17 protein-coding genes are annotated in these 25,743 nt (G+C 44.5%); 15 read left to right on the top strand and 2 right to left on the bottom strand.

Going from position 1 to position 25,743, the window contains the following annotated elements; genetic code table 11:
• Positions 1-122 precede the first annotated feature (122 nt).
• The 5 genes from GMA13_RS00345 (at position 123) to GMA13_RS00325 (ending at position 7,398) form a co-directional block, all read left to right on the top strand.
• Positions 123-3,044: an acyl-CoA dehydratase activase-related protein gene (locus tag GMA13_RS00345; RefSeq protein ID WP_255910191.1), complete on the top strand. Its 2,922-nt coding sequence runs from the start codon at positions 123-125 to the stop codon at positions 3,042-3,044.
• Positions 3,045-3,065: 21 nt separating this feature from the next.
• On the top strand, positions 3,066-4,352 hold the full coding sequence (locus tag GMA13_RS00340; RefSeq protein ID WP_255882184.1) for a 2-hydroxyacyl-CoA dehydratase: 1,287 nt from the start codon (positions 3,066-3,068) through the stop codon (positions 4,350-4,352).
• Between the two features lie 202 nt (positions 4,353-4,554).
• Positions 4,555-5,421 (top strand): dockerin type I repeat-containing protein, encoded by an 867-nt coding sequence (locus GMA13_RS00335; protein ID WP_255882183.1) that lies wholly within the window; start codon positions 4,555-4,557, stop codon positions 5,419-5,421.
• Between the two features lie 16 nt (positions 5,422-5,437).
• On the top strand, positions 5,438-6,271 hold the full coding sequence (locus GMA13_RS00330) for a dockerin type I repeat-containing protein (RefSeq protein WP_255882182.1): 834 nt from the start codon (positions 5,438-5,440) through the stop codon (positions 6,269-6,271).
• Between the two features lie 230 nt (positions 6,272-6,501).
• Positions 6,502-7,398, top strand: a complete 897-nt coding sequence (locus tag GMA13_RS00325; protein WP_255882181.1) for a dockerin type I repeat-containing protein — start codon at positions 6,502-6,504, stop codon at positions 7,396-7,398.
• 343 nt (positions 7,399-7,741) lie between these two features.
• Here the strand turns inward: GMA13_RS00325 and ppdK are convergent, their stop codons facing one another.
• Positions 7,742-10,366, bottom strand: a complete 2,625-nt coding sequence (gene ppdK / locus GMA13_RS00320) for a pyruvate, phosphate dikinase (protein WP_255882180.1) — start codon at positions 10,364-10,366, stop codon at positions 7,742-7,744.
• Positions 10,367-10,685: 319 nt separating this feature from the next.
• Between ppdK and GMA13_RS00315 the strand changes: the two genes are divergently transcribed.
• The 5 genes from GMA13_RS00315 (at position 10,686) to GMA13_RS00295 (ending at position 17,912) form a co-directional block, all read left to right on the top strand.
• Positions 10,686-11,435 (top strand): sugar phosphate nucleotidyltransferase, encoded by a 750-nt coding sequence (locus GMA13_RS00315; protein ID WP_255882179.1) that lies wholly within the window; start codon positions 10,686-10,688, stop codon positions 11,433-11,435.
• Positions 11,436-11,490: 55 nt separating this feature from the next.
• Positions 11,491-12,450, top strand: a complete 960-nt coding sequence (locus GMA13_RS00310; protein WP_255882178.1) for a ribose-phosphate pyrophosphokinase — start codon at positions 11,491-11,493, stop codon at positions 12,448-12,450.
• Between the two features lie 105 nt (positions 12,451-12,555).
• Positions 12,556-13,149 (top strand): aminoacyl-tRNA hydrolase, encoded by a 594-nt coding sequence (gene pth / locus GMA13_RS00305; RefSeq protein ID WP_255882177.1) that lies wholly within the window; start codon positions 12,556-12,558, stop codon positions 13,147-13,149.
• A 13-nt stretch (positions 13,150-13,162) separates the two neighbouring features.
• Entirely contained in the window at positions 13,163-16,636 is a 3,474-nt protein-coding gene (gene mfd / locus GMA13_RS00300) for a transcription-repair coupling factor (protein WP_255882176.1), read from the top strand.
• A gap of 109 nt (positions 16,637-16,745) precedes the next feature.
• Positions 16,746-17,912: a hypothetical protein gene (locus GMA13_RS00295; RefSeq protein WP_255882175.1), complete on the top strand. Its 1,167-nt coding sequence runs from the start codon at positions 16,746-16,748 to the stop codon at positions 17,910-17,912.
• A gap of 124 nt (positions 17,913-18,036) precedes the next feature.
• Here GMA13_RS00295 and GMA13_RS00290 read toward each other — a convergent pair whose 3' ends face one another.
• The gene (locus GMA13_RS00290) at positions 18,037-20,442 is read right to left on the bottom strand and encodes a glycogen/starch/alpha-glucan phosphorylase (protein WP_255882174.1); all 2,406 of its coding nucleotides are present in this window, start codon (positions 20,440-20,442) and stop codon (positions 18,037-18,039) included.
• A gap of 373 nt (positions 20,443-20,815) precedes the next feature.
• On the opposite strand from GMA13_RS00290, the gene zapA reads away from it, so the two are divergent.
• From zapA to GMA13_RS00265, 5 genes are all read left to right on the top strand, one after another.
• The gene (zapA, locus tag GMA13_RS00285; protein WP_255882173.1) at positions 20,816-21,739 is read left to right on the top strand and encodes a cell division protein ZapA; all 924 of its coding nucleotides are present in this window, start codon (positions 20,816-20,818) and stop codon (positions 21,737-21,739) included.
• 2 nt (positions 21,740-21,741) lie between these two features.
• Complete coding sequence (locus tag GMA13_RS00280) at positions 21,742-23,808, top strand: U32 family peptidase (protein ID WP_255882172.1); 2,067 nt, start codon at positions 21,742-21,744, stop codon at positions 23,806-23,808.
• Position 23,809: 1 nt separating this feature from the next.
• Positions 23,810-24,250 (top strand): dUTP diphosphatase, encoded by a 441-nt coding sequence (gene dut, locus GMA13_RS00275; RefSeq protein WP_255882171.1) that lies wholly within the window; start codon positions 23,810-23,812, stop codon positions 24,248-24,250.
• 229 nt (positions 24,251-24,479) lie between these two features.
• Positions 24,480-25,217, top strand: coding sequence for an AAA family ATPase (locus GMA13_RS00270; protein WP_255882170.1), 738 nt, complete (start codon positions 24,480-24,482; stop codon positions 25,215-25,217).
• A gap of 66 nt (positions 25,218-25,283) precedes the next feature.
• On the top strand, positions 25,284-25,682 hold the full coding sequence (locus GMA13_RS00265; protein WP_255882169.1) for a methylglyoxal synthase: 399 nt from the start codon (positions 25,284-25,286) through the stop codon (positions 25,680-25,682).
• Positions 25,683-25,743 lie beyond the last annotated feature (61 nt).

Raw genomic sequence — 25,743 nt, 5'->3', positions numbered from 1 at the left:
AGAAATTCTGCATAATAGGCTTATACAAGGTTTTAATTTTTTAAAAGAATTAATCTTCTTACCGATTATAATATAATAGTATATTGAAGACTTATGACTTTGCAATTTTAGGAGGGATTCCCTTGCGAATTGGTTTGGATATAGGTTCAACAACGGTAAAATGCGTTGTTCTGGACGATAAAAACGAAATAAAATACAGCACCTACGAGCGGCACTACTCTCAGATAACAAGCAAGATTGCCGAAATACTTGAGCGTGTAAGAAACGAGATCAGTGGCAGTGAAAATGCTCTTGTTGCAATTTCCGGCAGCGCAGGTATGGGTGTTGCCGACAAATGCGGCATCGACTTTGTGCAGGAGGTTTACGCTACAAGAGTTGCCGCAAACACCTTTATCCCCGGCACTGATGTAATAATTGAGCTTGGCGGCGAAGATGCAAAAATACTCTTCCTTACAGGCGGTATGGAGGTTCGTATGAACGGTTCCTGTGCCGGCGGCACGGGCGCATTCATAGACCAGATGGCAACTCTGCTAAATGTTCCTCTTGAAAAAATGGACGAGCTTGCAGCTCAAAGCGAAAAAATCTACACAATAGCAAGCCGCTGCGGAGTTTTTGCGAAAACTGATATACAGCCGCTTTTGAATCAAGGTGCAAGAAAGAGCGACATTGCTGAAAGCATATTTGCGGCAGTTGTCAATCAAACCGTTGCAGGACTTGCTCAGGGAAGGGAAATTGAAGGCAAGGTAGTGTACCTTGGCGGTCCTCTTACATTTATGAGCCGTCTGCGCAGACGTTTTGATATGGTTCTTAACACAAACGGCATATGCCCTGAAAATTCGCTTTTCTTCGTTGCTTCGGGTGCGGCATTATGTGCAGAAAACACAATAGACTTTGACAAAATAATTGACGCCGTTAAGCACTACAACGGCAGCGGCAACTTTGCCTTTAATAAACCGTTATTTGAAAATCAGGCGGAGTATGACGAGTTTTCACGCCGCCACAGCTCAGCTACCGTTGAACAGGGCGACCTTAAGAGCTACAAGGGTAAGGTATTTGTCGGAACAGATGCAGGCTCTACAACCGTTAAGTCCGTTGTAATGGGCGAAAACGGAGAGCTTTTGTATTCAAAATATCAGCCGAACAGCGGCAACCCTGTTCCGCTAATCAAAGAATTTTTAGAGGAGCTGTACGCAGCTGCTCCTGATATAGACATAGCCGCAAGCGCAGTAACAGGCTACGGCGAGGAAATCATAAAAAATGCGTTCTGCTATGATTACGGCATTGTTGAAACAATCGCACACTTCACAGCAGCAAAACGCTTTATGCCGGACGTTGAGTTTGTTATTGACATTGGCGGACAGGATATTAAATGCTTTAAAATACACAACGGCGCAATCGACAACCTCTTCTTAAACGAGGCTTGCTCGTCAGGCTGCGGCTCGTTTTTACAGACCTTTGCAAACGCACTCGGCTACAAGATAGACGACTTTGCAAAACTTGGGCTTTTCGCAAAGCAGCCTGTTGACCTTGGCTCACGCTGTACCGTATTTATGAACAGCTCTGTAAAGCAAGCTCAGAAGGACGGAGCTACAATAGAGGATATTTCAGCAGGTTTGTCCGTCAGCGTAGTTAAAAATGCACTCTATAAAGTAATAAGAGCATCCTCCCCCGATGAGCTTGGCAGAAAAATTGTTGTTCAGGGCGGCACGTTCTTAAACGACGCTGTTCTTCGTGCATTTGAAAAAGAAATGAACACACAGGTTGTTCGTCCGACAATATCAGGTCTTATGGGAGCATACGGCGCTGCGCTTTATGCAATGTCAAAAGACAAGGCAGGAAAGAGTTCAATTTTAACTCCTGAACAACTTCAAGGCTTTAAGCACGAAATACAGGTTGTGTCCTGTGGACTTTGCTCAAACAACTGCCGCTTAACAGTTAATAAATTTGCTGACGGCAGAAAATTCATCGGCGGCAACCGCTGTGAACGCCCAATCACAAAGCGTTCTCCTGATAAGTCCTTAAACATTTACGATTACAAGCTTGAGCTTCTTAAAAGCTACAAGCCTATAAAGGGTAACCGTGGCAAAATCGGCATACCTATGGCGCTCAATATGTATGAGCTTCTCCCGTTCTGGCACAGCTTCTTTACAAACCTTGGCTTTGAGGTTTCTGCTTCGCCTGTTTCCGACAGAAAGCTCTACGCAAAGGGTCAGCAGACAATCCCGTCAGATACAGTCTGCTATCCTGCAAAGCTTGTTCACGGGCACATCCAAACGCTTATTGACAGCGGCTGTGACACAATCTTCTACCCCTGTCTTTCCTACAACCTTGACGAGGGCTTAGGCGACAACCACTACAACTGTCCTGTTGTTGCATATTACCCAGAGGTTATCGCCGCAAATATGAAAGACATCAAGAAAATTACATTTATAAAGGAATACCTTGGTATACACCGCAAAAAGGACTTTCCGAAAAAGGCTTGTGAGATGCTAAATAAATACTTCGATGGCATAACCATTAAGGAAGTTAAGGCGGCGGCAAAGGCTGCATATGAGGAATATGACAGCCATATGAAAAAAATCCGCACAAAGGGCGAGCAGATTATCGCTCAGGCAGAAAAAGAGGGCAAGGACATTATCGTGCTGTCCGGCAGGCCATACCACGTTGACCCTGAAATTAACAAGGGTATCGACAAACTGATTGCAGGCTTCGGTGTTGCAATCGTTTCAGAGGACGTCGTTAGCTGCAATGTTGACAAGTTCCCGACCACTGTTTTAAATCAGTGGACATATCACTCCCGCCTTTATGCGGCAGCAAAATATATAGCAGGCAGGGACGATATGAACCTTGTTCAGCTTGTTTCCTTCGGCTGCGGCGTTGACGCAATCACAACCGACGAGGTAAGAGCAATCCTCGAATCAGAGGGCAAGATATACACGCAGATTAAAATCGATGAAATCACAAACTTAGGCGCAGTCAAGATAAGGCTCAGAAGCCTGCTTGCTGCCGTTGAAGAGCAAAGAGAAGCAAAGAACAAAATCTGACTGCTTAAAGGAATGATATAAATGGCTAAATTAGAATATGATAAAACAGGCAGGCTCCTCTTCACAAAAGAGATGAAGGAGGAATACACAATTCTTCTGCCTATGATGGCGTCTATTCAGTTCCGACTGATGAGAAACGTATTTGATATGTATGGCTACAAAACGGTGCTTCTTGAAACAAGCGGCCCCGAAATTGCTCAGGTTGGCTTAAAATATGTTCACAACGACACCTGCTATCCTGCTCTTCTTGTTATCGGGCAGTTTATCCACGCACTGCAAAGCGGAAAATATGACCTGCACAAGACCGCACTTATGATAACTCAAACAGGCGGCGGTTGCCGTGCGTCAAACTACATTCACCTGCTCAGAAAGGCTCTGAAAAAAGCGGGGCTTGAATTTGTTCCGGTTGTTTCCCTCAACCTTTCAGGTCTTGAAAAGAACAGCGGCTTTTCTCTTTCACTTCCAATGATTCGTCGTCTTGTAGGCGCACTTGTTTACGGTGACACTCTTATGTGCCTGAGCAACCAGACAAAACCGTATGAGGTAAACAAGGGCGAGAGTATGGCTCTTGTTCAAAGTTGGAGCGACAAACTGACAAAGATGTTCAAAAACGGCAGAGGCTTTGCTGCGAAGGAACAGGAGGCAATTCTTGATAAAATCGCCAAGGACTTCAGCGAGCTTAAGCTCAACCGTGTGCCAAAGGTAAAGGTCGGCGTTGTCGGCGAGATATACGTTAAATATGCGCCGCTTGGCAACAACAACCTTGAGCAGTTCCTCGCCGAGCAGGACTGCGAGGTTTGCGTACCGGGCATTATGGGCTTTGCTCTGTTCAAGGTTGACAACCGTCTTGAGGATATCAAGCTTTACGGCGGCAATATGATAAAGTACAAGGTTATTAAGATTCTCTACGATTACCTTGAAAAAATGGAATCTATGATGATAAAATGCACCGCAAAGTACGGCTTTACTCCTCCCGGAAAATACAGCCACACAAAAGAACTTGTTAAAGGTGTTATCGGCTATGGCAGCAAAATGGGCGAAGGCTGGCTCTTAACAGCCGAGATGCTGGAGCTTACAGAAACAGGCTACCCGAACATTGTCTGCACTCAGCCGTTTGGCTGTCTGCCAAACCACATTTGTGGCAAGGGTATGATAAGAAAAATCAAGAGCATAGACGACCGTGCAAACATTGTTGCAATCGACTATGACCCCGGCGCACCGAGAGTTAACCAGGAAAACAGAATCAAGCTTATGCTTGCTGTTGCAAAAGAAAATATGCACGCGGAGCTTGAAAAGAACAAAAATTAAAATACCTTACAGCAAAGGCTCCTACAATTAGTGGGAGTCTTTTTTATCTATTTACTAAATTTTCGCAGTAACCTTGCACAAATATAACGTGTTAACTTTAGTCAATTTATCTCAATGGGAAATTTTCACTTTACCTGATTGAAGTTACTTTTTCACAGTGCTATAATCTCATTGGCAATTAAATAAACGAAAGGATGATAATATGAATAAGAAAATTATCACGTCAATCCTATGCGCTGCTTTAGCAGCGTTAAGCGTTACGTCATCTTCGGCAGCTCAGCCGATAGAAAAAAATGAAGCCGTTGCCTCATCATCATCATCAAATTACATAATTCTAAAATCAGAAGCACTCCAAAATAACTACTCATATTTCTTTAAGAGCGGGGCAAATCTGCCGAATGATACCGTTGCGGAGTTCCGCAATGTAAACACCGGAGAGACGGTTCTTAAACAGAAGTTTGATTTTAGCGGCGAATCTACGTCATGCTATCTTCCTGATCCAAACGGCTATCATTATCGTGTTAACGGCGGCGGCAGTCTCAGCCGTGTTATCAACCTAACTCAGGCAGGCGGAAAGTATCAAAAAATTAGGCTAAAGCTTTCCGATTTTTCCGACTATTTTATGAGCAACGGAAAACGTGAAGCAACCATTCTCGGAAACAAGCACTATTTCAATTTTTCTGACGAGGGCAACGGATATTCCTCTTCACTGGTATTTATCAGCGGCGGCGCTATGACTTCCGTAGCACCCGATATCGCCGGTATGGCTGAAATATATGTAAGCACAAAGCTTGGCGAAAAGACCACGTTTATTACAAGCTTTTCATACACCTCCTCCACAGATATGGAAAGCCGCACCGGAACTGCCGGCACTGATTTTACCGGACTTACTATCGGTGACGTTGACAAAAACGGCAGCGTAAGGCTTTCTGACGCTATATTAATCCAGAAATACATACTTGACTTGAGCAGCTTTGACAGCCTTTCAAAACGTAACGCAGACGCCAACCAGAACGGCAAAGTTAATCTTCTCGACGCAATAGCCGTTCAGAAATATGCAATAAAATAATAAAGGAATTAAACATATGAAAAAAAGAATTCTATCTGCGCTGCTATGCGCTGTTTTGGCGGCAACAAGCATTGCAACAGCTTCTGCAGCCGACACTTCATCTTCACCAAACTACACTGTTTTAAACTCAATAAAATTGAATAAAAATCAAGCTTACTTTTTCAAGTCCGGCACAAACATTCCTGAATCGCTTGAATTTTCGTTCTACGACATTAATACCTATCAATTAATCCATTCGCAGGATTTTAATTTTACGTCTGACTTTTTTCCCGTACGCTTGCCAAACGCTAAAGGTTATCACTACCTTTCAGACGGTTGCGGCTCGCGCTACTCTCTCATAAATTTTACCAATACAGACGGCATATACGAAAAAATCAAGGTAAAGCTTTCTGACTTTTCAGATTACTTTAACAGTAACGGAACACACACACAGGAGCTTTTCGGTGATGTGCATGACTACAACTTCACAAAGGAAAGCCACAATTACTATTCGTCGTTGGTTTTCATAAGCGGCGGGGCTATAACAGCGGCGGCTCCCGATAAAAACGGTATGGTTGAGATTCACGTAAGCAAGAAGCTGGGTGTAAAAACATCTTATATGACAAACTTCAGATATAAACACTCCGGAGGCGGCGGAAGAAGCGGCGCCCCCTTCTGCGGCTTCACAATCGGAGATATTGACAAAAACGGCGAAATTTATCTTAATGACGCAATTCTGATTCAGAAAAAAACGCTGAACTTGACAACCCTTGATAAGCTTTCATCACGTAATGCAGACGTTAACTTTGACGGAAACATAAATCTTATAGATGTAATTAAGGTTCAAAAATATAATTTGGGTATTGAATAAACAATTAAATCATATACCTCAACAAAACAGAGCTGCGGTATGATACTCTTTCATACAGCAGCCCATTTACTTTTATGATATATCCAAGAATTGCAAAAAATTCACAATTTATACATATTTATTCACTTTACTCAACATAATCTCGGCGTATTAATAATTGAATTCGCCACTTTAGTATGGTAAAATACAATACAATGTTTGGATAATAAAGAAACAAGGAGATTTTAAAAATGAAAATGAAAAAGATAGTAGTATCATCAATTCTGTGCGCTGCTTTAGCTGCAACGAGCATAACTTCGTTTTCCGCAGCACAGTCAAAAGAAGATATTGAGTCCGGCATTACCTTTGATGACTTTTTCTATGGCTACAAAGTTTTAGCAGAAGAAAACCTTCCCGATAACTACGTTAAGTTCTACACAAGCGGTAATCGTATTGACCCAACCTCAGGTGTTGAATTCACCGACCTATCTACCGGACAGGTAGTTCTCAGCCAATACTTCAACACTTCCTACGGCTCCGTTACCCAGTACTTGCCAAGTGCGGCGGGATATTCTGCCGACACCAAGCTTAATAACAGCAGTGGCTCAATAAACACCAACTTAAACTTCACCCATACCGGCGGTTTATACCAAAAGGTAAGAATAAATCTGAACAAGGGTTCGGATTACTTTACCGCAAATGGCACATATGTTAAGATGACAAACAATACTCCGCACGAATATAATTTCACAAAGGAATTTAACACCGGCTACACCTCATCGCTGATTTTCTACAGCGGAGGCGCTATTACCGCAGCGCAGCCCGACAAGAACGGCTATGTTGAAATTTATGTAAGCACAAACATTGGCGAACCGGTATACTTTACAACAGATTATTGCTATTCATCGCCATTAGTTAGTTCAAGCGGCGGCGGAGTAACAGGACAGCCTTTCACAGGCCTTACGATTGGCGATGCTAACAAAAACGGATATGTAGATCTTGTAGACGCCATTTTAATCCAGAAGTACGCAAACAATGCAGTAACCTTCGACGAGCTTGCTCTTCGATGTTCCGATGTAAACCGTGACGCAAGCACCAATTTACTTGACGCATTAAAGCTTCAAAAGTTTCTTATAAAATTAAACTAAGAGAAAGCAATTTAATACTTTAAAAAATATCAGATAAAAATTCACAATAGAAATAACCTCCCATAGCAGGATAAATAAAACTGCCATGGGAGGTCTTTTTATATTTCAGTTCAATCTTTAATAATATCCATGCTGCGCTGTCTGCGACGGCGGCGCTAATCTTATTTTCTTTATCACTGCGGTAAAACAGCCATAGTCTTTTGAACAAACCGGTTATAATTCTACAGCTTATATTTTTTCCAACATAATAACAACACCCCCAACAGAGCTTGTCCGTTGGGGGTGTTTTGCAGCCCTCTGATAATAACAGCAAGGGCATTTATTATTTTTCTCTTTAGTTCAATTAACCCTTAAGTGCTGCCTGTGCTGCTGCAAGACGAGCAATAGGAACTCTAAACGGTGAGCAAGATACATAGTCAAGACCAATCTTGTGGCAGAACTCAACAGAAGACGGGTCGCCGCCATGCTCGCCGCAGATGCCAAGGTGCATCTCAGGACGAACTGACTTACCAAGCTTAATTGCCATTTCCATAAGCTTGCCAACGCCTGTCTGGTCGAGCTTTGCGAACGGATCATTCTCAAAGATCTTAGCATCGTAGTAAGCACCGAGGAACTTGCCTGCGTCGTCACGTGAGAAGCCGTATGTCATCTGAGTAAGGTCGTTAGTACCGAAGCAGAAGAACTCAGCTTCCTTAGCGATATCGTCAGCTGTAAGAGCAGCTCTCGGAATTTCGATCATTGTACCAACTTCATACTTAAGCTCAGCGCCTGCTGCTGCAATTTCAGCGTCAGCTGTTGCAACAACAACATCCTTAACGTACTTAAGCTCCTTAACCTCACCAACAAGCGGAATCATAATCTCAGGAACAATGTTCCAGTCCGGATGAGCCTTCTTAACATTGATAGCTGCACGGATAACAGCAGCTGTCTGCATCTTTGCAATTTCAGGATATGTTACTGCAAGACGGCAGCCACGGTGACCCATCATCGGGTTAAACTCGTGGAGAGAAGCAATGATAGCCTTAATCTGCTCAACTGTCTTGCCTTGTGCCTTTGCAAGAAGCTCAATGTCAGCCTCTTCTGTCGGAACGAACTCGTGAAGCGGCGGATCGAGGAAACGAATTGTAACCGGGTTGCCCTCAAGAGCCTCATAAAGAGCCTCAAAGTCGCCCTGCTGAATTGGGAGAATCTTGTTGAGAGCAGCCTCTCTCTCCTCTACTGTATCTGAGCAAATCATCTCACGGAATGCGTCAATTCTGTCACCCTCGAAGAACATATGCTCTGTACGGCAAAGACCGATACCCTCTGCGCCAAGCTCACGAGCCTTCTTAGCGTCAGCCGGTGTGTCAGCGTTTGTTCTAACCTTAAGAACTCTGTACTTGTCAACCCACTCCATAATTCTGCCGAATTCGCCGGCAATCTGAGCGTCAACTGTCGGAATGATGCCGTCATAAATCTTACCTGTTGAACCGTCTATTGAAAGGAAGTCGCCCTCGTGGTACTCTTTGCCGGCGAGTGTGAACTTCTTGTTAGCCTCGTCCATAACGATTTCTGAGCAGCCTGATACACAGCAAGTACCCATACCACGAGCAACAACGGCTGCGTGTGATGTCATACCGCCACGAACTGTCAGGATACCCTGAGAAGCCTTCATACCCTCGATATCCTCAGGTGAAGTCTCAAGACGAACAAGAACAACCTTCTCACCCTTAGCGTTCCACTCCTTAGCGTCCTCAGCTGTGAATACAATCTTACCGCAAGCTGCACCCGGAGAAGCTGCAAGAGCCTTAGCAACCGGCTCAGCTGCCTTAAGAGCCTTAGCATCGAACTGCGGGTGGAGAAGTGTGTCGAGGTTTCTTGGGTCAATCATCAAAACAGCTTCCTGCTCTGTAATCATACCCTCGTCAACAAGGTCACAAGCAATCTTAAGAGCAGCCTGTGCTGTTCTCTTACCGTTACGTGTCTGGAGCATATAGAGCTTCTTGTCCTCAATTGTGAACTCCATATCCTGCATATCTCTGTAATGATTCTCAAGAGTGTTGCAGATGCCTACGAACTGATCGTAAACCTCAGGCATAACCTCCTTGAGCTGATCAATCTTCTGCGGTGTTCTAACGCCTGCAACAACGTCCTCACCCTGAGCGTTCATAAGGAACTCACCCATAAGGTGCTTTTCGCCTGTTGCCGGGTCACGTGTAAATGCAACGCCGGTACCTGATGTTTCGCCCAAGTTACCGAAAGCCATCATCTGTACGTTAACTGCGGTACCCCATGAATACGGGATATCGTTATCACGGCGATATACGTTTGCTCTCGGGTTGTCCCATGAACGGAAAACAGCCTTGATAGCGCCCATGAGCTGCTCCTTAGGATCAGTTGGGAACTCTTCGCCGATTTTCTCTTTATATTCAGCCTTAAACTGCTCAGCAAGAGTCTTAAGATCCTCTGCTGTAAGCTCTGTATCCTGTGTAACGCCCTTCTCAGCCTTCATCTTGTCGATGAGCTCCTCGAAGTACTTTTTGCCGACCTCCATAACAACGTCGGAATACATCTGAATAAATCTTCTGTAGCAGTCCCAAGCCCAGCGTGGGTTACCTGACTTAGCAGCCATAACCTCAACAACTGTTTCGTTAAGACCAAGGTTAAGAATTGTATCCATCATGCCCGGCATTGAAGCTCTGGCACCTGAACGAACAGAAACGAGAAGCGGGTTCTCTGTGTCGCCGAACTTCTTGCCTGTGATTTCTTCCATCTTTGTGATGTACTCCATGATTTCAGCCTGAATCTCATCGTTGATCTTCTTGCCGTCCTCATAGTACTGTGTGCAGGCCTCTGTTGTGATTGTGAAGCCCTGCGGTACCGGCAAGCCAAGGTTCGTCATCTCAGCAAGGTTTGCACCCTTACCGCCGAGAAGCTCTCTCATCTTTCCGTTACCCTCTTTGAACAAATAAACATACTTTTTGCCCATTGGAATTACCTCCTGTAAATTTTGTGCATCAATAAACACATACAAAAATATTGACTTCTCAGTCCAATTCGTATTATAACAAATTTTTATTATTTTGGCTATACCTTTTTTAATATTTTTGCAGATTTTTCCAATAAAAACAGCCTAAATTAGATTCCGCTCAATAAATAATTACTGTTAAAATGTATGAAAATGGCGAAAGCTTTAATTTAACACTTGAAAAATCCGCCATATACTGAGATAATAATGTTATGTTTCTAATGGTAGAATGTAATTTTTGCGGTCAAAGTGACCGTCTTTCTTAAAAGGAGAGCTTATAATGAACAGGCTCAGCGCAATTATCCTTGCCGGCGGTGAGGGTAAAAGAATGAAATCAGACAAACCTAAAACTCTTTCCGAGGTTTTGGGCAGACCGATACTCAATTGGGTTCTCACAGCGGTTAAGGATTCCGGCATAGACAATATCTGTGTTGTTACCGGCTACAAAAAGGAGTATATTGAGGAATACTTAAAGACTCTGCCCTATCCGGTTGAGACAACCTTCCAGAGTGAACGCCTCGGAACAGGTCACGCCGTTATGACAGCCAAGGACTTTCTCACAAAAAACGGCGGTGATGTAATTATCTTAAACGGCGACACTCCGTTTATGGACAGCAAGACAATCAAAAACTCGCTTGAACAGCACAAACACAGCAAGTCGAGCGCAACCGTAATCTCGGCAAAAATCGACGACCCGACAGGCTACGGCAGAATTGTGCGTGATGAAAACGGTGGACTCCGGGCTATCGTCGAGCACAAAGACGCTGATGAGGAAACACTCAAAATCAATGAGATAAACTCAGGCGGATACTGGTTTAATTCCGAGGATTTATTAAGCGTTTTATATAAAATCAAATCCAACAACAAAGCAGGCGAATATTATTTGCCCGACGCAATAAAGCTTCTTCTTGAAAAGGGCAAAAACGCAGGCGCATACACAGCTGAAAGCTCTGACGCAGTATTGGGTGCTAATGACCCGCAGCAGCTTTTGGAGCTTAACCAAATTGCAAAAAGCCGACTTGGCATTTAAAAAAGCACATTATGCAGAGCACTGCATTTTATAAAAAAACAGGGGGTAATCACAAATGAATTTTCACGGAAAGGATATTAAAATCTTCACCGGCAGTTCAAACAAGGACGTTGCACAGGGTATTGCAGGTTGTCTTGGCTTGCCGCTTGGCAAATCTGACTGCTCAACCTTCAGCGACGGTGAGATTTCAGTTTCTCTTCACGAATCTGTAAGAGGCAGCGAATGCTTTATCGTTCAGTCAACCTGCGCTCCGGTTAATGACAACCTTATGGAGCTTTTGATTATGATGGACGCTATGAAGCGTGCTTCCGCCGCAAGAATAACTGCGGTTATTCCTTATTTCGGATATGCAAGACAGGACAGAAAAGCTAAAGCTAGAGATCCAATCTCTGCAAAGCTTTGTGCAGACCTCATCACCTGCGCAGGTGCAGACAGAATCCTTACAATGGACCTTCACTGCGCACAGATTCAGGGCTTCTTCAATCTGCCTGTTGACCACCTTCTCGGTGCACCGTTGCTTGCTACTCACTTAAAGGAGCAGATAGGCGCAAACACAGACGAATATGTTGTTGTTTCACCTGACCTCGGCTCAGTTACAAGAGCAAGAAACTTTGCTGCTAAAATCGGCTGCCCCCTTGCTATTATCGACAAGCGCCGTCAGAGAGCTAATGTTTCAGAAGTTATGAACATCATCGGCGACGTAAGAAACAAGAAGGCTATCCTCGTTGACGATATGATCGACACAGCCGGCACACTGTGCAACGCTGCAAACGCCATTGTTGAAAAAGGCGGTGCAACAAGCGTTGTTGCCTGCGCTACACACGCAGTTCTTTCAGGTCCTGCTATCGAGAGAATTGAAAAGAGCGTTATCAAGGAGGTTATCCTCCTCGACACTGTTCCGGTAGCTGACGAGAAAATGATTGACAAGTTCACAATCCTCCCGACAGCACCGGTCTTTGCAGAGGCTATTGAGCGTATTTACGCTGACAAGCCGGTTTCCCCGATGTTTGTCTGATAAGCTCATAATTTAAAAATTAATTCTAAAACGACGAATTTAATGCGATAATGCCTTCATACGGTTTTATCGCATTTTTGTCGTGCATATATTGGAGTGACCTTTATGATTAACCCCTTTAAAAAAACAAGCGGAATAGATTTTCTTGTTGTCGGTCTTGGTAACCCCGGCAGAGAATATGAGAACACACGCCATAACGCCGGCTTTATGACTCTTGATTGTCTTGCGGAAAAACACTCAATAGACGTAAGCCGTCTAAAATACCATGCGCTGACAGGCACAGGCACAATAAACGGCAAAAAGGTTATGCTTTTAAAGCCGCAGACTTTTATGAACAACAGTGGCGAAGCGGTAAGAGAAGCAATGAATTTTTACAAATTATCACCATCGCAGGTTGTTATAATATCTGATGATATATCGCTTAAGCCCGGCAAGCTCAGAATCAGACGTAAGGGCAGCGACGGCGGACAAAAAGGACTTCGCAGTATCTTCAACCTCTGCACAAGCAGTGAGTTTCCAAGAATAAAAATGGGAGTCGGCGCAAAGCCGGAGTTTTTTGACCTTGCCGATTGGGTGCTCTCAAAATTCACAAAGGAAGAGATGAAAAGCTTTTCAGACGCCGCAAGCTCCGCATGCGACGCCGCTGCGCTCATAATCGGCGGCGATATTGACAAGGCAATGAACCTCTATAACTCGTAACAAGGATTTTACTATGAAATTTATTCAAACCACTACCTCGGCTCTTAAGGAATACAAGAGCCTTAAGTCAGCCCTGCGTCTGAAACATTCAACCGTTGTGGCGGCAGGACTGACAACTCAACTGAAAGCAAATATTATTCACACCCTTTGCGCCGACTACGGCTCAAAGGCTTTTGTCATTGTGCCGGATGAATCACAGGCACAAACCCTTGCCAACGATTTGGCTTCAATGGGTGGCAAGCCTCTTGTGTACCCTGTAAGGGATTTCAATTTCAGAAATATGCAGAGCATATCAAAGGAATACGAGCACAGCAGAATTAATGTTCTTTGCAAAATGGCAAGCGGCGACTACACCGCAGTAATCGCCTGTATTGACGCAGCGGCGCAGTACACAATACCGCCATACGCACTCAAAAAAGCCACTCTTAAGCTCTCCTGCGGCTCCGTTACAAGCGTTGAGGAGATAACAGGCGCACTTGTGCTTGCAGGCTACGAAAGAGCAAGTCAGGTTGAAGGTCCCGGACAGTTTGCCGTAAGAGGCGGAATTATCGACTTCTTTATGCCCGACAGCGACAATCCAATTCGTGTGGAGCTTTGGGGCGACGAGGTTGACACGCTCAACTATTTCGACATTGAAACACAGCGCAGAACCGATTTTATCGAAGAAATAAGTCTTACCCCATCTGCCGAAATTATGGTTGAAAGCACTGATGCTCTCGCAGATAAAATTGAGCACAAAGCACAGCTTTTAAAGGGCAAAAATGCGCCAAAGGCAAGACAGCTTCTTTTTAAGCAGGCAGACGATATAAGAAAAGGCGTGTTTGTCGGTTCTATGGACAAATTCGTCGGTCTTGCCTATGAACAAACCGCAACTCTTTTTGACTACGCCGACGACAACACAATTTTCTTTATGTCCGAAACCTCAAAAACACGTGAAAGATTCAATTCATACACACGTCTTTTTGAGGAGGAGCTTAAGGAATGCTTCGCCACAGGTATTCTGTGCCGTGGCTTTGAAACATATTCGATTGATAAAATTGAGATAAACAGTATTCTCAACAACAACCGCTTTGTATATCTTGAAAACTTCGCCACCTCAGGCTATGAGCTTCCTATAAACGATATTGTCACCTTCAACCTGAAACAGCTCTCGCTCTGGAGCGGCTCTGTTAAAGTATTGGTTGATGATTTACAGGAGCTTCACGGCAAAAGCGGCAGTGTTGTGATACTCGCAGGAACAGAAAAAGCGGCAGTATCATTATGCGAGGAATTAAATGAAAAGGGCTACAAGGCTGAGTTTGCAAAGGATATTGAAAAGCCTTCTGACGGTAAAATATATATCCTCCCAGGAGGATTGTCGGCAGGCTTTGAATATCCTCAGACTAAATTCACGCTTATCACTCACGGCATTGCACGAAGCACGCCCAAGCGCAAACGCAAGCGTGACAAAAACTCTCAGCAAATCTACTCCCTTTCAGAGTTGTCAAGCGGTGACTATGTTGTTCATTCAACGCACGGTATCGGCGTATTCAGAGGCATACACAAAATAGAAATTCAAGGCGTTATCAAGGACTACATCAAGCTTGAATACGCTAAAGGCGACACGTTGTACGTTCCCGTAACACAGCTTGACCTTATTTCAAAATATATCGGACCACGTGAAAACTCGGCGGTAAAAATCAACCGTCTCGGCAGCGGCGACTGGCAAAAGACAAAGGCGAGAGTTCGCAGAAACGTAAAGGACATCGCAAGCGAGCTTACAAAACTGTACGCAGAGCGAATGGCTGCACCGGGCCACGCATTTCCGCCTGACGGAGAGTGGCAGCGTGACTTTGAAGCGAGCTTTGAATACGAGGAAACAGACGACCAGCTGCGCTGTATTGATGAAATAAAGGGCGATATGGAGCGCACAGCGCCGATGGACAGACTTCTGTGCGGCGACGTTGGCTTTGGAAAAACCGAGGTTGCACTGCGAGCCGCATTCAAGTGCGTTACCGATTCAAAGCAATGCGTTCTCCTCTGCCCCACCACCATACTTGCATGGCAGCACTATCAGACAGTAATGAACCGCTTTGAGGGCTTTCCTGTCAGGATAGAGCTGTTAAGCCGTTTCCGCACACCGAAGCAGCAGTCGGAAATTATAAAGCAGCTTGCAAGAGGCGAGATAGATATGATAATCGGCACACACAGAGTTGTGCAAAAGGATATAAAGTTCCGTGACCTTGGTCTTGTTATCATAGACGAGGAACAGCGCTTCGGTGTTGCTCAAAAGGAACGCTTCAAGGAAATCTGTAAGGATGTCGATGTTCTCACCCTCTCGGCAACGCCTATTCCGAGAACGCTCAATATGGCTATGAGCGGAATAAGAGATATGAGCACGCTCGACGATGCACCGCAGGACAGACACCCTGTCCAGACCTATGTTCTTGAGCACGATAACGGAATAATTGCCGAAGCAATCCGCCGTGAGCTTCGCCGAGGAGGACAGGTTTTCTACCTGCACAACAGGGTTGAGTCGATAGAACGCTGTGCAGCTAAGCTTGTTTCGCTTGTGCCGGAGGCTAAAATAGCCATAGCGCACGGAAAAATGCAGGAAAACGAGCTTTCGGACATTTGGCAGCGTATGCTTGAACAGGATATAAACCTGCTTGTTTCCACCACGATTATCGAAACGGGAATCGACTTACCAAATGCCAACACGCTGATAATTGAGGACGCCGACCATATGGGACTTTCACAGCTTCACCAGCTTCGTGGGCGTGTAGGCAGAAGCGCAAGAAGAGCATACGCCTACTTCACCTTCCGTCCTCAGAAGGTACTGACAGAAATATCTCAGAAGCGCCTGAACGCTATAAAGGAATTCACAGAGTTCGGCTCAGGCTTTAAGATTGCTATGCGTGATTTAGAGCTTAGAGGCGCAGGAAATGTTCTTGGAGCGCAGCAGCACGGTCATATGGAGGACGTAGGCTATGATATGTACCTAAAGCTTTTGGGCGAGGCACTAAAAGAAGCCAAGGGCGAAAAGAAGGACGACTTCACCGAGCTTGAATGTCTTGTAGACGTTCAGGTACAGGCGCATATTCCTGAAAGCTACATTGAATCCCTCGGACAGCGGCTTGACATTTACAAGCGCATTTCCGATATCCGCACACAGACGGACGCACGTGATGTTGCCGATGAGCTTATCGACCGCTTCGGTGATCCGCCAAAATCGGTTTTGGGTCTTATCAACGTAGCGCTGACACGCTCAATGGCGGCTTCAAAGGGAATTTACGAAATCAAGCAGCAGGGCACAAGTTTACTTCTGTATATAAACAACATCAAAAACCCGTTTGTCGGCGATTTGATAAGCCGTTTTAAGGGCAGTGCATTTTTAAATGCCGGCAACAAGCCGTATGTTTCAATAAAATTTCAAAGCGGTCTTACGCCTAACGAGATGCTAAAGCTCGTATTTTTCGACAATCAGCAGCAGAAAAATGTAAAATAACAGACAAAATTATGAATAAGTTTTGAACAGCTGTGATTTTATATAGACAAATTGATTAAAAAAGAGTATAATATTATCGTTTTTTACCGAAGAAAGGACGGACAATAAAATGAAAATAGTAAAAAAAGCTGTCGCAGCAGCTCTTGCGGCAGGAATGATCATCACAGCAGCCGGCTGTGCCGACACAAGCTGGTCATACAAGGACGATAAATACACTCTTCCAATCGGAACCTATATCTACTATATGACAGGCGCATACAGCTATGCTCAGCAGGAAGCTCAGAAACAGGTTGAGGTAGCAACAGACGCTGACGGCGCAACTCAGCCGACAGAAGCAGCCGACGTAATGTCAGCTAAGATTAAGGATAATGACGATAAGGAAGTAACCGGCAGAGATTATATGCTCAACACCGCACAGCAGAGCAGCAAAACTCTAATCTACACACTCGAAAAGTTTGACGAGCTTGGTCTTAAGCTTACAGATGCTCAGCAAACTCAGATTGATTCTCTCGCATCACAAGGCTGGATATACAGCGGCGCATCATATGAAAAGCTTGGTGTTTCCGAAAGCTCCTACAAGCTAGCATATGCCGAATTCAGCACAAAGTACGAGGCTGTGTTCAAGGCTATGTACGGCGAAGGCGGTGAAAAAGAGGTTAGTGATGATGATCTGAAAAAGTACTACACAGCAGAATATGTCGACTACTCATACATTCCAATCAACCTCTACAAAACCTCTGAATCAACAGACGCAACATCAGATTCAAGCTCAACAGCGTCAGAAGCCTTAAGCGATGACGAAATCAAAAAGATTCAAACCACCTTTGACGGCTATAAGAATCAACTCAACAAGGGCGAAAAAACCTTTGACGAAATTGACAAGGCGTTTATGGAGTATCAGTCGCTCGACAAAAGCACAGCTGTTTCAGCTCAGGAAATCCTTGACAACTCAAGCGCGCCGACAGATATAATAAACGCTGTTAAGGAGCTTAAGAACAATCAGGCTGAGGTTATCACAGTCGGCGAGGGCAACACAGCAGTTATGTACCTCGTTTACAGGGGCGATATCAGCACAAAGACAAGCAACCTTGACGATGAAAACACACGCTATTCTGTTCTTACAAATATGAAGAAGGACGAATACAACGATTATATGGACACTCAGGCAAACAAGCTTGAGCTTACCGAGAATGAAGCCGCTCTTAATCAGTTCACACCGGAAGAGATTGAGAAAAAGCTCAACGAGATTAATAATTCAAGCTCCTCTAATTCTTAATCAATAAAAATTTCACCCCGACAGCAGTGCAAATCGCAAGCTGTCGGGGTTTTCTTATGCATTGTTAATAACAAAAAACAGCGCCGTTTATAATTTTAAACAGCGCTGTAATTTTTATATTTAATTATTTATCAAGGTCAACCGGAGAGAGGTTCCAGATACCGTCGGCATAATCCCTTATTGAACGGTCAGCTGCAAATATGCCTGCGTTTGCAATATTTATAAGCGACATTCTGTTCCACTGCTCCTTGTTCTCAACATAAAGAGCTGACGCTCTCTGCTGTGCGGCGGAGTAATCTGCAAAATCAGCCAATACCATATACGGGTCAACATTCATCAGCGAGTTTGCAATAGTGCCAAAGCGTGTGTCATTAATCTCGTCAACCGCACCCCTGAGAATGTGGTTGTTCTGATAATAAACCATCGGATTGTAGCCGCTTCTCTTGATATTCTCAACCTCAGGCGTTTTAAGACCAAACAGGAACATATTCTCGTTTCCGACAGCCTGATTAATCTCAACATTTGCGCCGTCAAGAGTACCCATTGTGATAGCACCGTTAAGCATAAACTTCATATTACTTGTACCTGAAGCCTCTGTGCCTGCAAGAGAAATCTGCTCGCTTATTTCACTGGCAGGAATAAGCTTCTCAGCCAGAGTAACACGGTAATCCTCAAGATATACAACCTTAAGCTTCTTATTCACTCTGTCATCCTTTTCAATCTTGTTGCTGAGCGCAATAATGAATTGGATAATCTGCTTTGCAAAGTAATATCCCGGAGCAGCCTTTGCACCGAAGATATATGTTTTCGGCGTGAAGTTTGCATTCGGATTTTCTCTGAGCCAACGGTAGGTTGTTAGAATGTGCAGGGCGTTCATAAGTTGTCTTTTATATTCGTGCAAACGCTTAACCTGAACGTCAAAGATGGAATCAGGGTCAACGGTTACGCCGTTGTGCTTTTTGATGTAGTCAACCATCTTAAGCTTATTCGCTCTTTTAATCCTTTCAAGACGGTCCAAAACACTCTTGTCATCCTTATATGCCATAAGCTTTGAAAGCTGTGAAGCATTGTCAATATAGTCTGTGCCGATAAGCTCATTCAACAAATCAGCAAGCTGAGGGTTCGACTGATTCAGCCAGCGGCGGTGTGCAACACCGTTTGTAACGTTAGTGAACTTATTTGGGTAAACAGTGTAGAAATCGTGGAATACGGTGTCCTTAAGTATTTCACTGTGAAGCGCAGAAACGCCGTTTACCTTGTAGCCTGCAATAACAGCAAGATTAGCCATCTTAACAACGCCGTCATTGATAATAGCCATTCTGTCAATTTTGTTGCCGTCAACGCCCCTTGAGCGCATCTCGTTGTAGAATCTTCTGTTAATCTCGGCAAGTATCTCATAAATTCTTGGGAGCTTTGTTTTAAACATCTGCTCCTCCCAGCACTCAAGAGCCTCCTTCATAACCGTATGGTTAGTGTAGGCAATAGTGCGGTTTACAATATCCCAAGCCTGATCCCAGCCGTAGCCGCAGTCATCCATGATTATTCTCATAAGCTCAGGCACAGCCAGAACAGGGTGAGTATCATTTAAGTGAATTGTAACAAGCTCCGGAAGATTGTCAAGGGTATTATAATTTCTCAGATGACGATTAATAATGTCCTGAATTGTAGCAGATACAAGGAAATACTGCTGATTAAGTCTAAGACTTTTGCCCTCAGGATGGTTGTCGCCCGGATAAAGAACCTTTGTAATAGACTCAGCCATAGCGTTCTGCTCGATAGCACGCAGGTAGTCGCCGTCATTGAACAACTGCATATCAAAGCTGTTTGATTTAGCCGCCCAAAGTCTTAAGCGGCTGACGCCCTTGCCGTCATTACCTGCCACCATCATATCATACGGAATAGCAACAACATTGTAGGAATCAACTACATCAACCTTGTGCAAGCCGTCCTTCCATTCCTCAACAACTCTGCCATTGAATTTAATTGTAATAGCCTTTTCGGGGTGGTCCTGAAGCCAAACAGAGCCGCCCGGCAGCCAAAAGTCCGGCATCTCTGTCTGCCAGCCGTCAATAAGCTTCTGGCTGAAAATGCCGTACTCATAACGAAGTGAATATCCCATTGATGGGTATGCCTGTGACGCAAGCGCATCAAGGAAGCAAGCAGCCAACCTGCCCAAGCCGCCGTTGCCAAGACCTGCGTCAGGCTCCTGCTCGTAAACATTGTCAAGCTTAACGCCGAGGTTCTTAAGAGCTGTATTCATAGTTCCCTCAAGACCTAAGTTGCTCAGGTTGTTTTTAAGAGAACGTCCCATAAGAAATTCCATGCAAAGATAATACACGGTTTTCTTTTTCTGCTCAACTGCCTTTCGTGAAAATTCAGTATAGCCTGCTGTAAGCAAATCCCTAACAACAAGAACAACAGCCTTGTAGTAATGCTCGTCAGTGGCATCCTTCTGCGATACACCGAAATTGTGGCTGAGCTTTGTCAGAATAAGCTCCTCAGCCTGCTTTGGCGTCAATTTGTAATCCATATTTTTCCTCCTTTGACACTGCCTAAAAAAAGTGCCCGAAATAAAATTTGCTATTATATTATACACTATTCCCACCTCAATTTCAACAAAAAATAGCAGTTTTAGCGTAACATTTTTGTAATTTTACCGTTTAAAAATCTATTTTTTCTAAATTAGGCAATTATTAAAGTCATAACACACAAAGAATATGCAATATTTTTATTAATATTCACAAACAAGCTATTTTGCTAGCCACTGCAAACTGCACAAAATAATAAAAAAAGTAAAATTTTGTCTGAATTTCAAGAAAATTTGCTCAAAAACTCTTTACAAATTTTTAACTATTATATTATAATACTATAATAGGGTTCAGTATGTGAAAGGACTGATTTTTGTGATTGAAAAAACACGAGTAAAGCTTAGAATTGTCGGCAGTGAATTTGTTGTTTCAGCTGACGAGGACAAGGACTATATTGTAAAAATAAGTAATAAGGTTGATTCGCAGATAAAGGAGATTCTGCGTGAAAGCGACTCAATGACCGTTGCAATGGCGGCAATATTGGCGGCTCTCAACTACTGCGATGAGCTTGAAAAGGAAAAAATCATCACAGAGGAACTGCTCAAAAGAACCGAAACAAGTGAGTCACTGGCGTACAGAACAACAGGCGAGCTTGAATATCTCAGAATAGAAAACAAACAGCTTCGTGAGGAAAAGCTCGGACTGCACAAGATTATTGAGGAGCTTCAGTCCGGCACCGGTGATGTTGAACAGCAGCCTCAGCAGCCGGAGGAATCGCCTCAGCAGCTTAGAATACCTCTTCCGGGACCCGACGATGAACAGCCAAATGCAAAAGATGAGCAGGTTGTGCCTCAGCTTGAAGCTGAACAACCGAAGCCGGCAGAACCTGAGATAACACAGGAAAAGTCGGAAGAAGCCGAACCTAAGCAGCAGTCAAAGTATGAAGAACCAAAGACTGAAAAAGTGCAGGAACAGCCTGACAAGACACAGCAGCCGGCAATACAGCAGGAGCAAAAGCCGATGCTTACAGCAAGACAAATGCTTGAAGAAAAGCGCAAAGCTCTCTTAGCACAAAAGAACGCCTTACCAAACGCAGGCGCAAAGAGCCAAAACAGGCCAAAGCCGTTTCGCCCTGTACCAAGCGCAAAATCCGGCGGCGGAGCGTTTGCCGGCAACAGGAAAATAGACCCGAAGATAAACTACCGAGATAATGACAAAATAAGCGACAGCTTCCGCAGAAACGATTTTGCGGAGATTCCCTCTGAGGAAGAAATGCTCAGCTTTTTTGACCGCAGATAATTATGGGTAATAACATTGAAATTCTTGCTCCCGCCGGTGCCTTTGAAAGCGTGAAGGCAGCCGTTTGCACGGGAGCAAGCGCTGTCTATATAGGCGCTCAGCGTTTCAGCGCAAGAGCCTCAGCTGCAAATTTCAGCGATGAAGAAATTATATCGGCGGCACGCTACTGCCACGAACGCAGCGTAAAGCTTTACCTTGCCATCAACACCCTTATAAGAGATGACGAGCTTCAATCGGCACTCAAAACAGTTAGCCTTGCCTGCACTGCAGGAGTTGACGCTCTTATCGTTCAGGATTTGGGGCTTGCCGCAATTATAAGAGAAGTTGCTCCCGATATGCCGCTGCACGCATCAACTCAAATGTCGGTACACACACCCAAAGGAGCCAAGCTTTTACATTCTCTCGGCTTTAAAAGGGTAGTACTTGCCCGTGAGCTTTCAAGAGATGAAATAGCTGAAATAGTTGCTTCCTGCCCAATTGAAACCGAGGTTTTCGTTCACGGTGCACTTTGTATGAGCGTGTCGGGGCAATGCGAATTCAGCGCACTGCTCGGCGGCAGAAGCGGCAACAGGGGCCGCTGTGCTCAGCCGTGCAGACTTCCGTTTGCTCTCGACAACGGCAAGGGTAACGGTTCCGCACTCAGCCTTAAGGATTTATCGCTGTTGGAGCATATAAAGGAGCTTGAGGAAATTGGCGTGACCTCGGCTAAAATTGAGGGCAGAATGAAACGTCCCGAATACGTTGCAGCGGCAACTGACGCCTGCATAAGCGCCCTTAACGGCGTACTTGATGAAAGCAAGAAAAACAGGCTTGAATCTGTCTTTTCACGTAGCGGCTTTACAGACGGCTATTACTTCGGCAAAATCGACAGCAATATGTTCGGTGTTCGCTCAAAGGAAAATGTAACAGCCGCAGACAGCAAATTGTTTACACAGCTTAAAGCACTCTACAAAGACGAGCGTCAGCATTTACCCATAACCTTTAAATTTACTCTTAAGCATGGTGAAAACGCAGTCCTTGAGGCGCACAGCGGAAGCTATAACGCGTCAGCTCAGGGAGATATTCCGGAAGCCGCATTCAAGGTTGCGCTCAGCGAAGAAAAGGCGGCGGCACAGCTTAAAAAAACAGGCGGGACTCCGTTTGCGCTTGATGAGATTAAGCTTGAAATTGAGGACGGGCTTGCCTTTCCCCTCTCGTCGATCAACGCAATGCGCAGAGATTGCCTTAACAGCCTTACAGAGCAATATGCTAAAGTCATTGATAAGCCGTTTAAGCCACTCCGTCTTGACAAAACAAAGCCGTACAAGACGGATACTAAACAAAAAATCAGAGCCAGATTTACAAGCTGTGACATACCAAATGAGCTTTTGGGATGTGAATTAATTTATGTACCGCTTTTTTCCCCCAACAAGAATATAAAGCAGCTTCTTGAGCGTGGGTTTAATATAGGCGTTGAAATTCCACGAATGATATTCGGCAAAGAAAAAGCCGTTATCAAGCGTCTGAGCGAAATAAAGTCGCTCGGCGTGAATCACACACTGGCGTCAAACCTCGGTGCTGTGGAGCCTGCGAAAAACGCAGGACTTACAGTACACGGCTCGTTTGCGCTCAATGCCTTTAACACGCAAACTCTTAATAAGCTTGAACAAATCGGAATTGCCGATATTGAGCTTTCACAGGAGCTTACCGCAGAGCAGATGAAGTCACTCGGCGGCAACATAAAAAGAGGAGCCGTAAGTTGCGGCAGACTGCCCCTTATGGTTACAAGAGCTTGTCCTGCCAAAAACGGCGGCCAGGACTGCAAAAGCTGCAACAAGCAAAGATATATAATAGACCGCAAAAGAAACAGGCTGCCGCTAAAATGCGACGGCTTCAGTACAGAGGTTTTGAACCCTGTCCCTACCTATGCACAGCATATTTTTGAAAATGCAGATTATCTCGACTTTATAACCCTGCGTTTTTCACTTGAGGGTAAGGACGAAATAATAAAATTATACAGTGCTGTCAGGAATAGCTGTCATCTCAGCGGCGATTATACAAACGGACTATATAAAAGAGGAGTAATATAAAATGGAAACAGTAAAGATAAAAAAGGTAAGAGAAAACGCAGTTATACCGCAAAGAGCAACCGAAGGTTCGGCAGGAGCCGACCTTTGCGCCTGCATATACGAGCCGATAACGATAAATCCTGGCGACCTTGTAAAAGTGCCGACAGGCATTGCAATAGCACTGCCCAACCCACAGCTTGGAGCATTTTTATTTGCAAGAAGCGGTCTTGGCGTTAAGCACGGCATCTGCCTTTCAAACGGAGTCGGCGTTGTTGACAGTGACTACCGAGGGGAAATCTCTGTTGGGTTATGCAACGTAGGAAATAAGCCCTACACAATAGAGCCGAGTGAGAGAATAGCACAGATGGTTATAATGCCGGTTGCGCTTCCACAGCTTTGCGAGGCGCAGGAGCTTGACAAAACCGACAGAGGTGAGGGTGGTTTCGGCTCAACAGGCAGATAATGCTAATATAAGCCTATGATTAGCATAAAACACGAGTTAGTTCTGTGAAGATATAGATAAAAGCTCATTTTTAGGTTATTATTACTATGAATTTTAGATAATATTTGTTGAAAAATCCAATCCGAAAATTTTGACTATCTAAAGATTATATGGTAAAATAAACAGTGATGAATATATCGGCATTTGAATTTATTGTTATTATTTCCATCAGTTTTATGAAAGGATTGCTATGAGCAAGGTTTTGGTTGTTACTTCCGGCAAGGGCGGAACCGGCAAATCAACGGTTGCCGCAAGTCTTGGCGCAGCGTTCGCCAATAGGAATAAGCGAGTATTGCTGATTGACTGCGATTCGGGAATGAGAGGACTCGATATTATGCTCGGCGTGAGCAAAAGTCTTGTGTTCGACATTGCCGACGCTGTAAGCGGAAACTGCAAAACGGAGCATATTATTTATCCGTGCGCTCACACAGAGGGTCTTTTTCTTGTACCGGCACCGCAAAAGGCGGAGGACGAATTAAGCCCCGAGGTGCTCAGCCAGTTTATCGACAGCGTAAAGAATCAGTATGATATTATCATTATTGATTCTCCGGCAGGAGTCGGCAAGGGTTTTGAAACAGCCGTTTATCCGGCTCAGGCTTGCTTAGTTGTTGCAAACGCCGAACCTACAAGCGTCCGAGGCTGCGCAAATGTACGCAAAAGACTGATGGAGCTTCAAAAAGAGAACATAAGACTTGTAATAAATCGACTGTCGAAACGTAATTTTTTCAAGCTGAATTTCTATCCTGATTTAGACGCAATAATTGACGAAACGCAAATTCAGCTTATAGGTGTTGTTCCGGAAAGCGCACAGGTTGTGGCGGCAATACAAAAAGGGATAGTTTGCACAGCTGACAGCAAGGCGCTGACTGCATTTGATAGGATTGCAGGACGTTTAGAGGGCGAGAGTCTTCCTTTGGCGGTGTGTTAATCAAACAGTACCAGCAGATTATAGGATTTGAAATAAATGTGAAAACAATATAACGGAGGGATTTCTATGAACATAGCGTTGATTGCTCATGATGAAAAGAAAGAATTAATGGTGCAGTTTTGTATAGCATACTGCGGAATTTTAAGCAAACACAACCTTTGTGCAACAGGTACAACCGGCAAAATGGTGTCGGAGGCAACCGGCCTAGGCATTACACGCTTTTTGGGCGGCTCACAGGGCGGCGACCAGCAGATTTCCGCCAGAATAGCATATGACGAAATTGATATGCTCCTTTTCTTCCGTGACCCGCTCCACCCAAAGCCGAATGAACCTAACGACATCAATCTTTTAAGACTCTGCGATATGCACAACATTCCTGTTGCAACAAATATAGCAACAGCAGAGGTTTTGATTCACGGTCTTGAGCGTGGAGATCTTGATTGGCGCAACATTATAAAGCTTTAACTTTTTAATATCAAAACAACAATCCGCAGCAAAAGTTGCCGGTGTTTCTGACCAAAGGCTC

The organism is Ruminococcus sp. zg-924, from assembly GCF_024433635.1.
Classification (GTDB): domain Bacteria; phylum Bacillota; class Clostridia; order Oscillospirales; family Acutalibacteraceae; genus UBA7067.
Note: the sequence above shows the minus strand (reverse complement) of the source record. Positions and strands in the feature narration are given on the sequence as shown.

What these genes read in the sequence shown, in the direction of transcription:
- GMA13_RS00265 (WP_255882169.1), top strand. Translation starts at nt 25,284, where the DNA reads ATGAACATAGCGTTGATTGCTCATGATGAAAAGAAAGAATTAATGGTG.
- GMA13_RS00330 (WP_255882182.1), top strand. Translation starts at nt 5,438, where the DNA reads ATGAAAAAAAGAATTCTATCTGCGCTGCTATGCGCTGTTTTGGCGGCA.
- GMA13_RS00280 (WP_255882172.1), top strand. Translation starts at nt 21,742, where the DNA reads ATGGGTAATAACATTGAAATTCTTGCTCCCGCCGGTGCCTTTGAAAGC.
- GMA13_RS00340 (WP_255882184.1), top strand. Translation starts at nt 3,066, where the DNA reads ATGGCTAAATTAGAATATGATAAAACAGGCAGGCTCCTCTTCACAAAA.
- ppdK (WP_255882180.1), bottom strand. Translation starts at nt 10,366, where the DNA reads ATGGGCAAAAAGTATGTTTATTTGTTCAAAGAGGGTAACGGAAAGATG.
- GMA13_RS00325 (WP_255882181.1), top strand. Translation starts at nt 6,502, where the DNA reads ATGAAAATGAAAAAGATAGTAGTATCATCAATTCTGTGCGCTGCTTTA.
- GMA13_RS00335 (WP_255882183.1), top strand. Translation starts at nt 4,555, where the DNA reads ATGAATAAGAAAATTATCACGTCAATCCTATGCGCTGCTTTAGCAGCG.
- GMA13_RS00290 (WP_255882174.1), bottom strand. Translation starts at nt 20,442, where the DNA reads ATGGATTACAAATTGACGCCAAAGCAGGCTGAGGAGCTTATTCTGACA.
- pth (WP_255882177.1), top strand. Translation starts at nt 12,556, where the DNA reads ATGATTAACCCCTTTAAAAAAACAAGCGGAATAGATTTTCTTGTTGTC.
- GMA13_RS00315 (WP_255882179.1), top strand. Translation starts at nt 10,686, where the DNA reads ATGAACAGGCTCAGCGCAATTATCCTTGCCGGCGGTGAGGGTAAAAGA.
- GMA13_RS00295 (WP_255882175.1), top strand. Translation starts at nt 16,746, where the DNA reads ATGAAAATAGTAAAAAAAGCTGTCGCAGCAGCTCTTGCGGCAGGAATG.
- dut (WP_255882171.1), top strand. Translation starts at nt 23,810, where the DNA reads ATGGAAACAGTAAAGATAAAAAAGGTAAGAGAAAACGCAGTTATACCG.
- mfd (WP_255882176.1), top strand. Translation starts at nt 13,163, where the DNA reads ATGAAATTTATTCAAACCACTACCTCGGCTCTTAAGGAATACAAGAGC.
- GMA13_RS00310 (WP_255882178.1), top strand. Translation starts at nt 11,491, where the DNA reads ATGAATTTTCACGGAAAGGATATTAAAATCTTCACCGGCAGTTCAAAC.
- GMA13_RS00270 (WP_255882170.1), top strand. Translation starts at nt 24,480, where the DNA reads ATGAGCAAGGTTTTGGTTGTTACTTCCGGCAAGGGCGGAACCGGCAAA.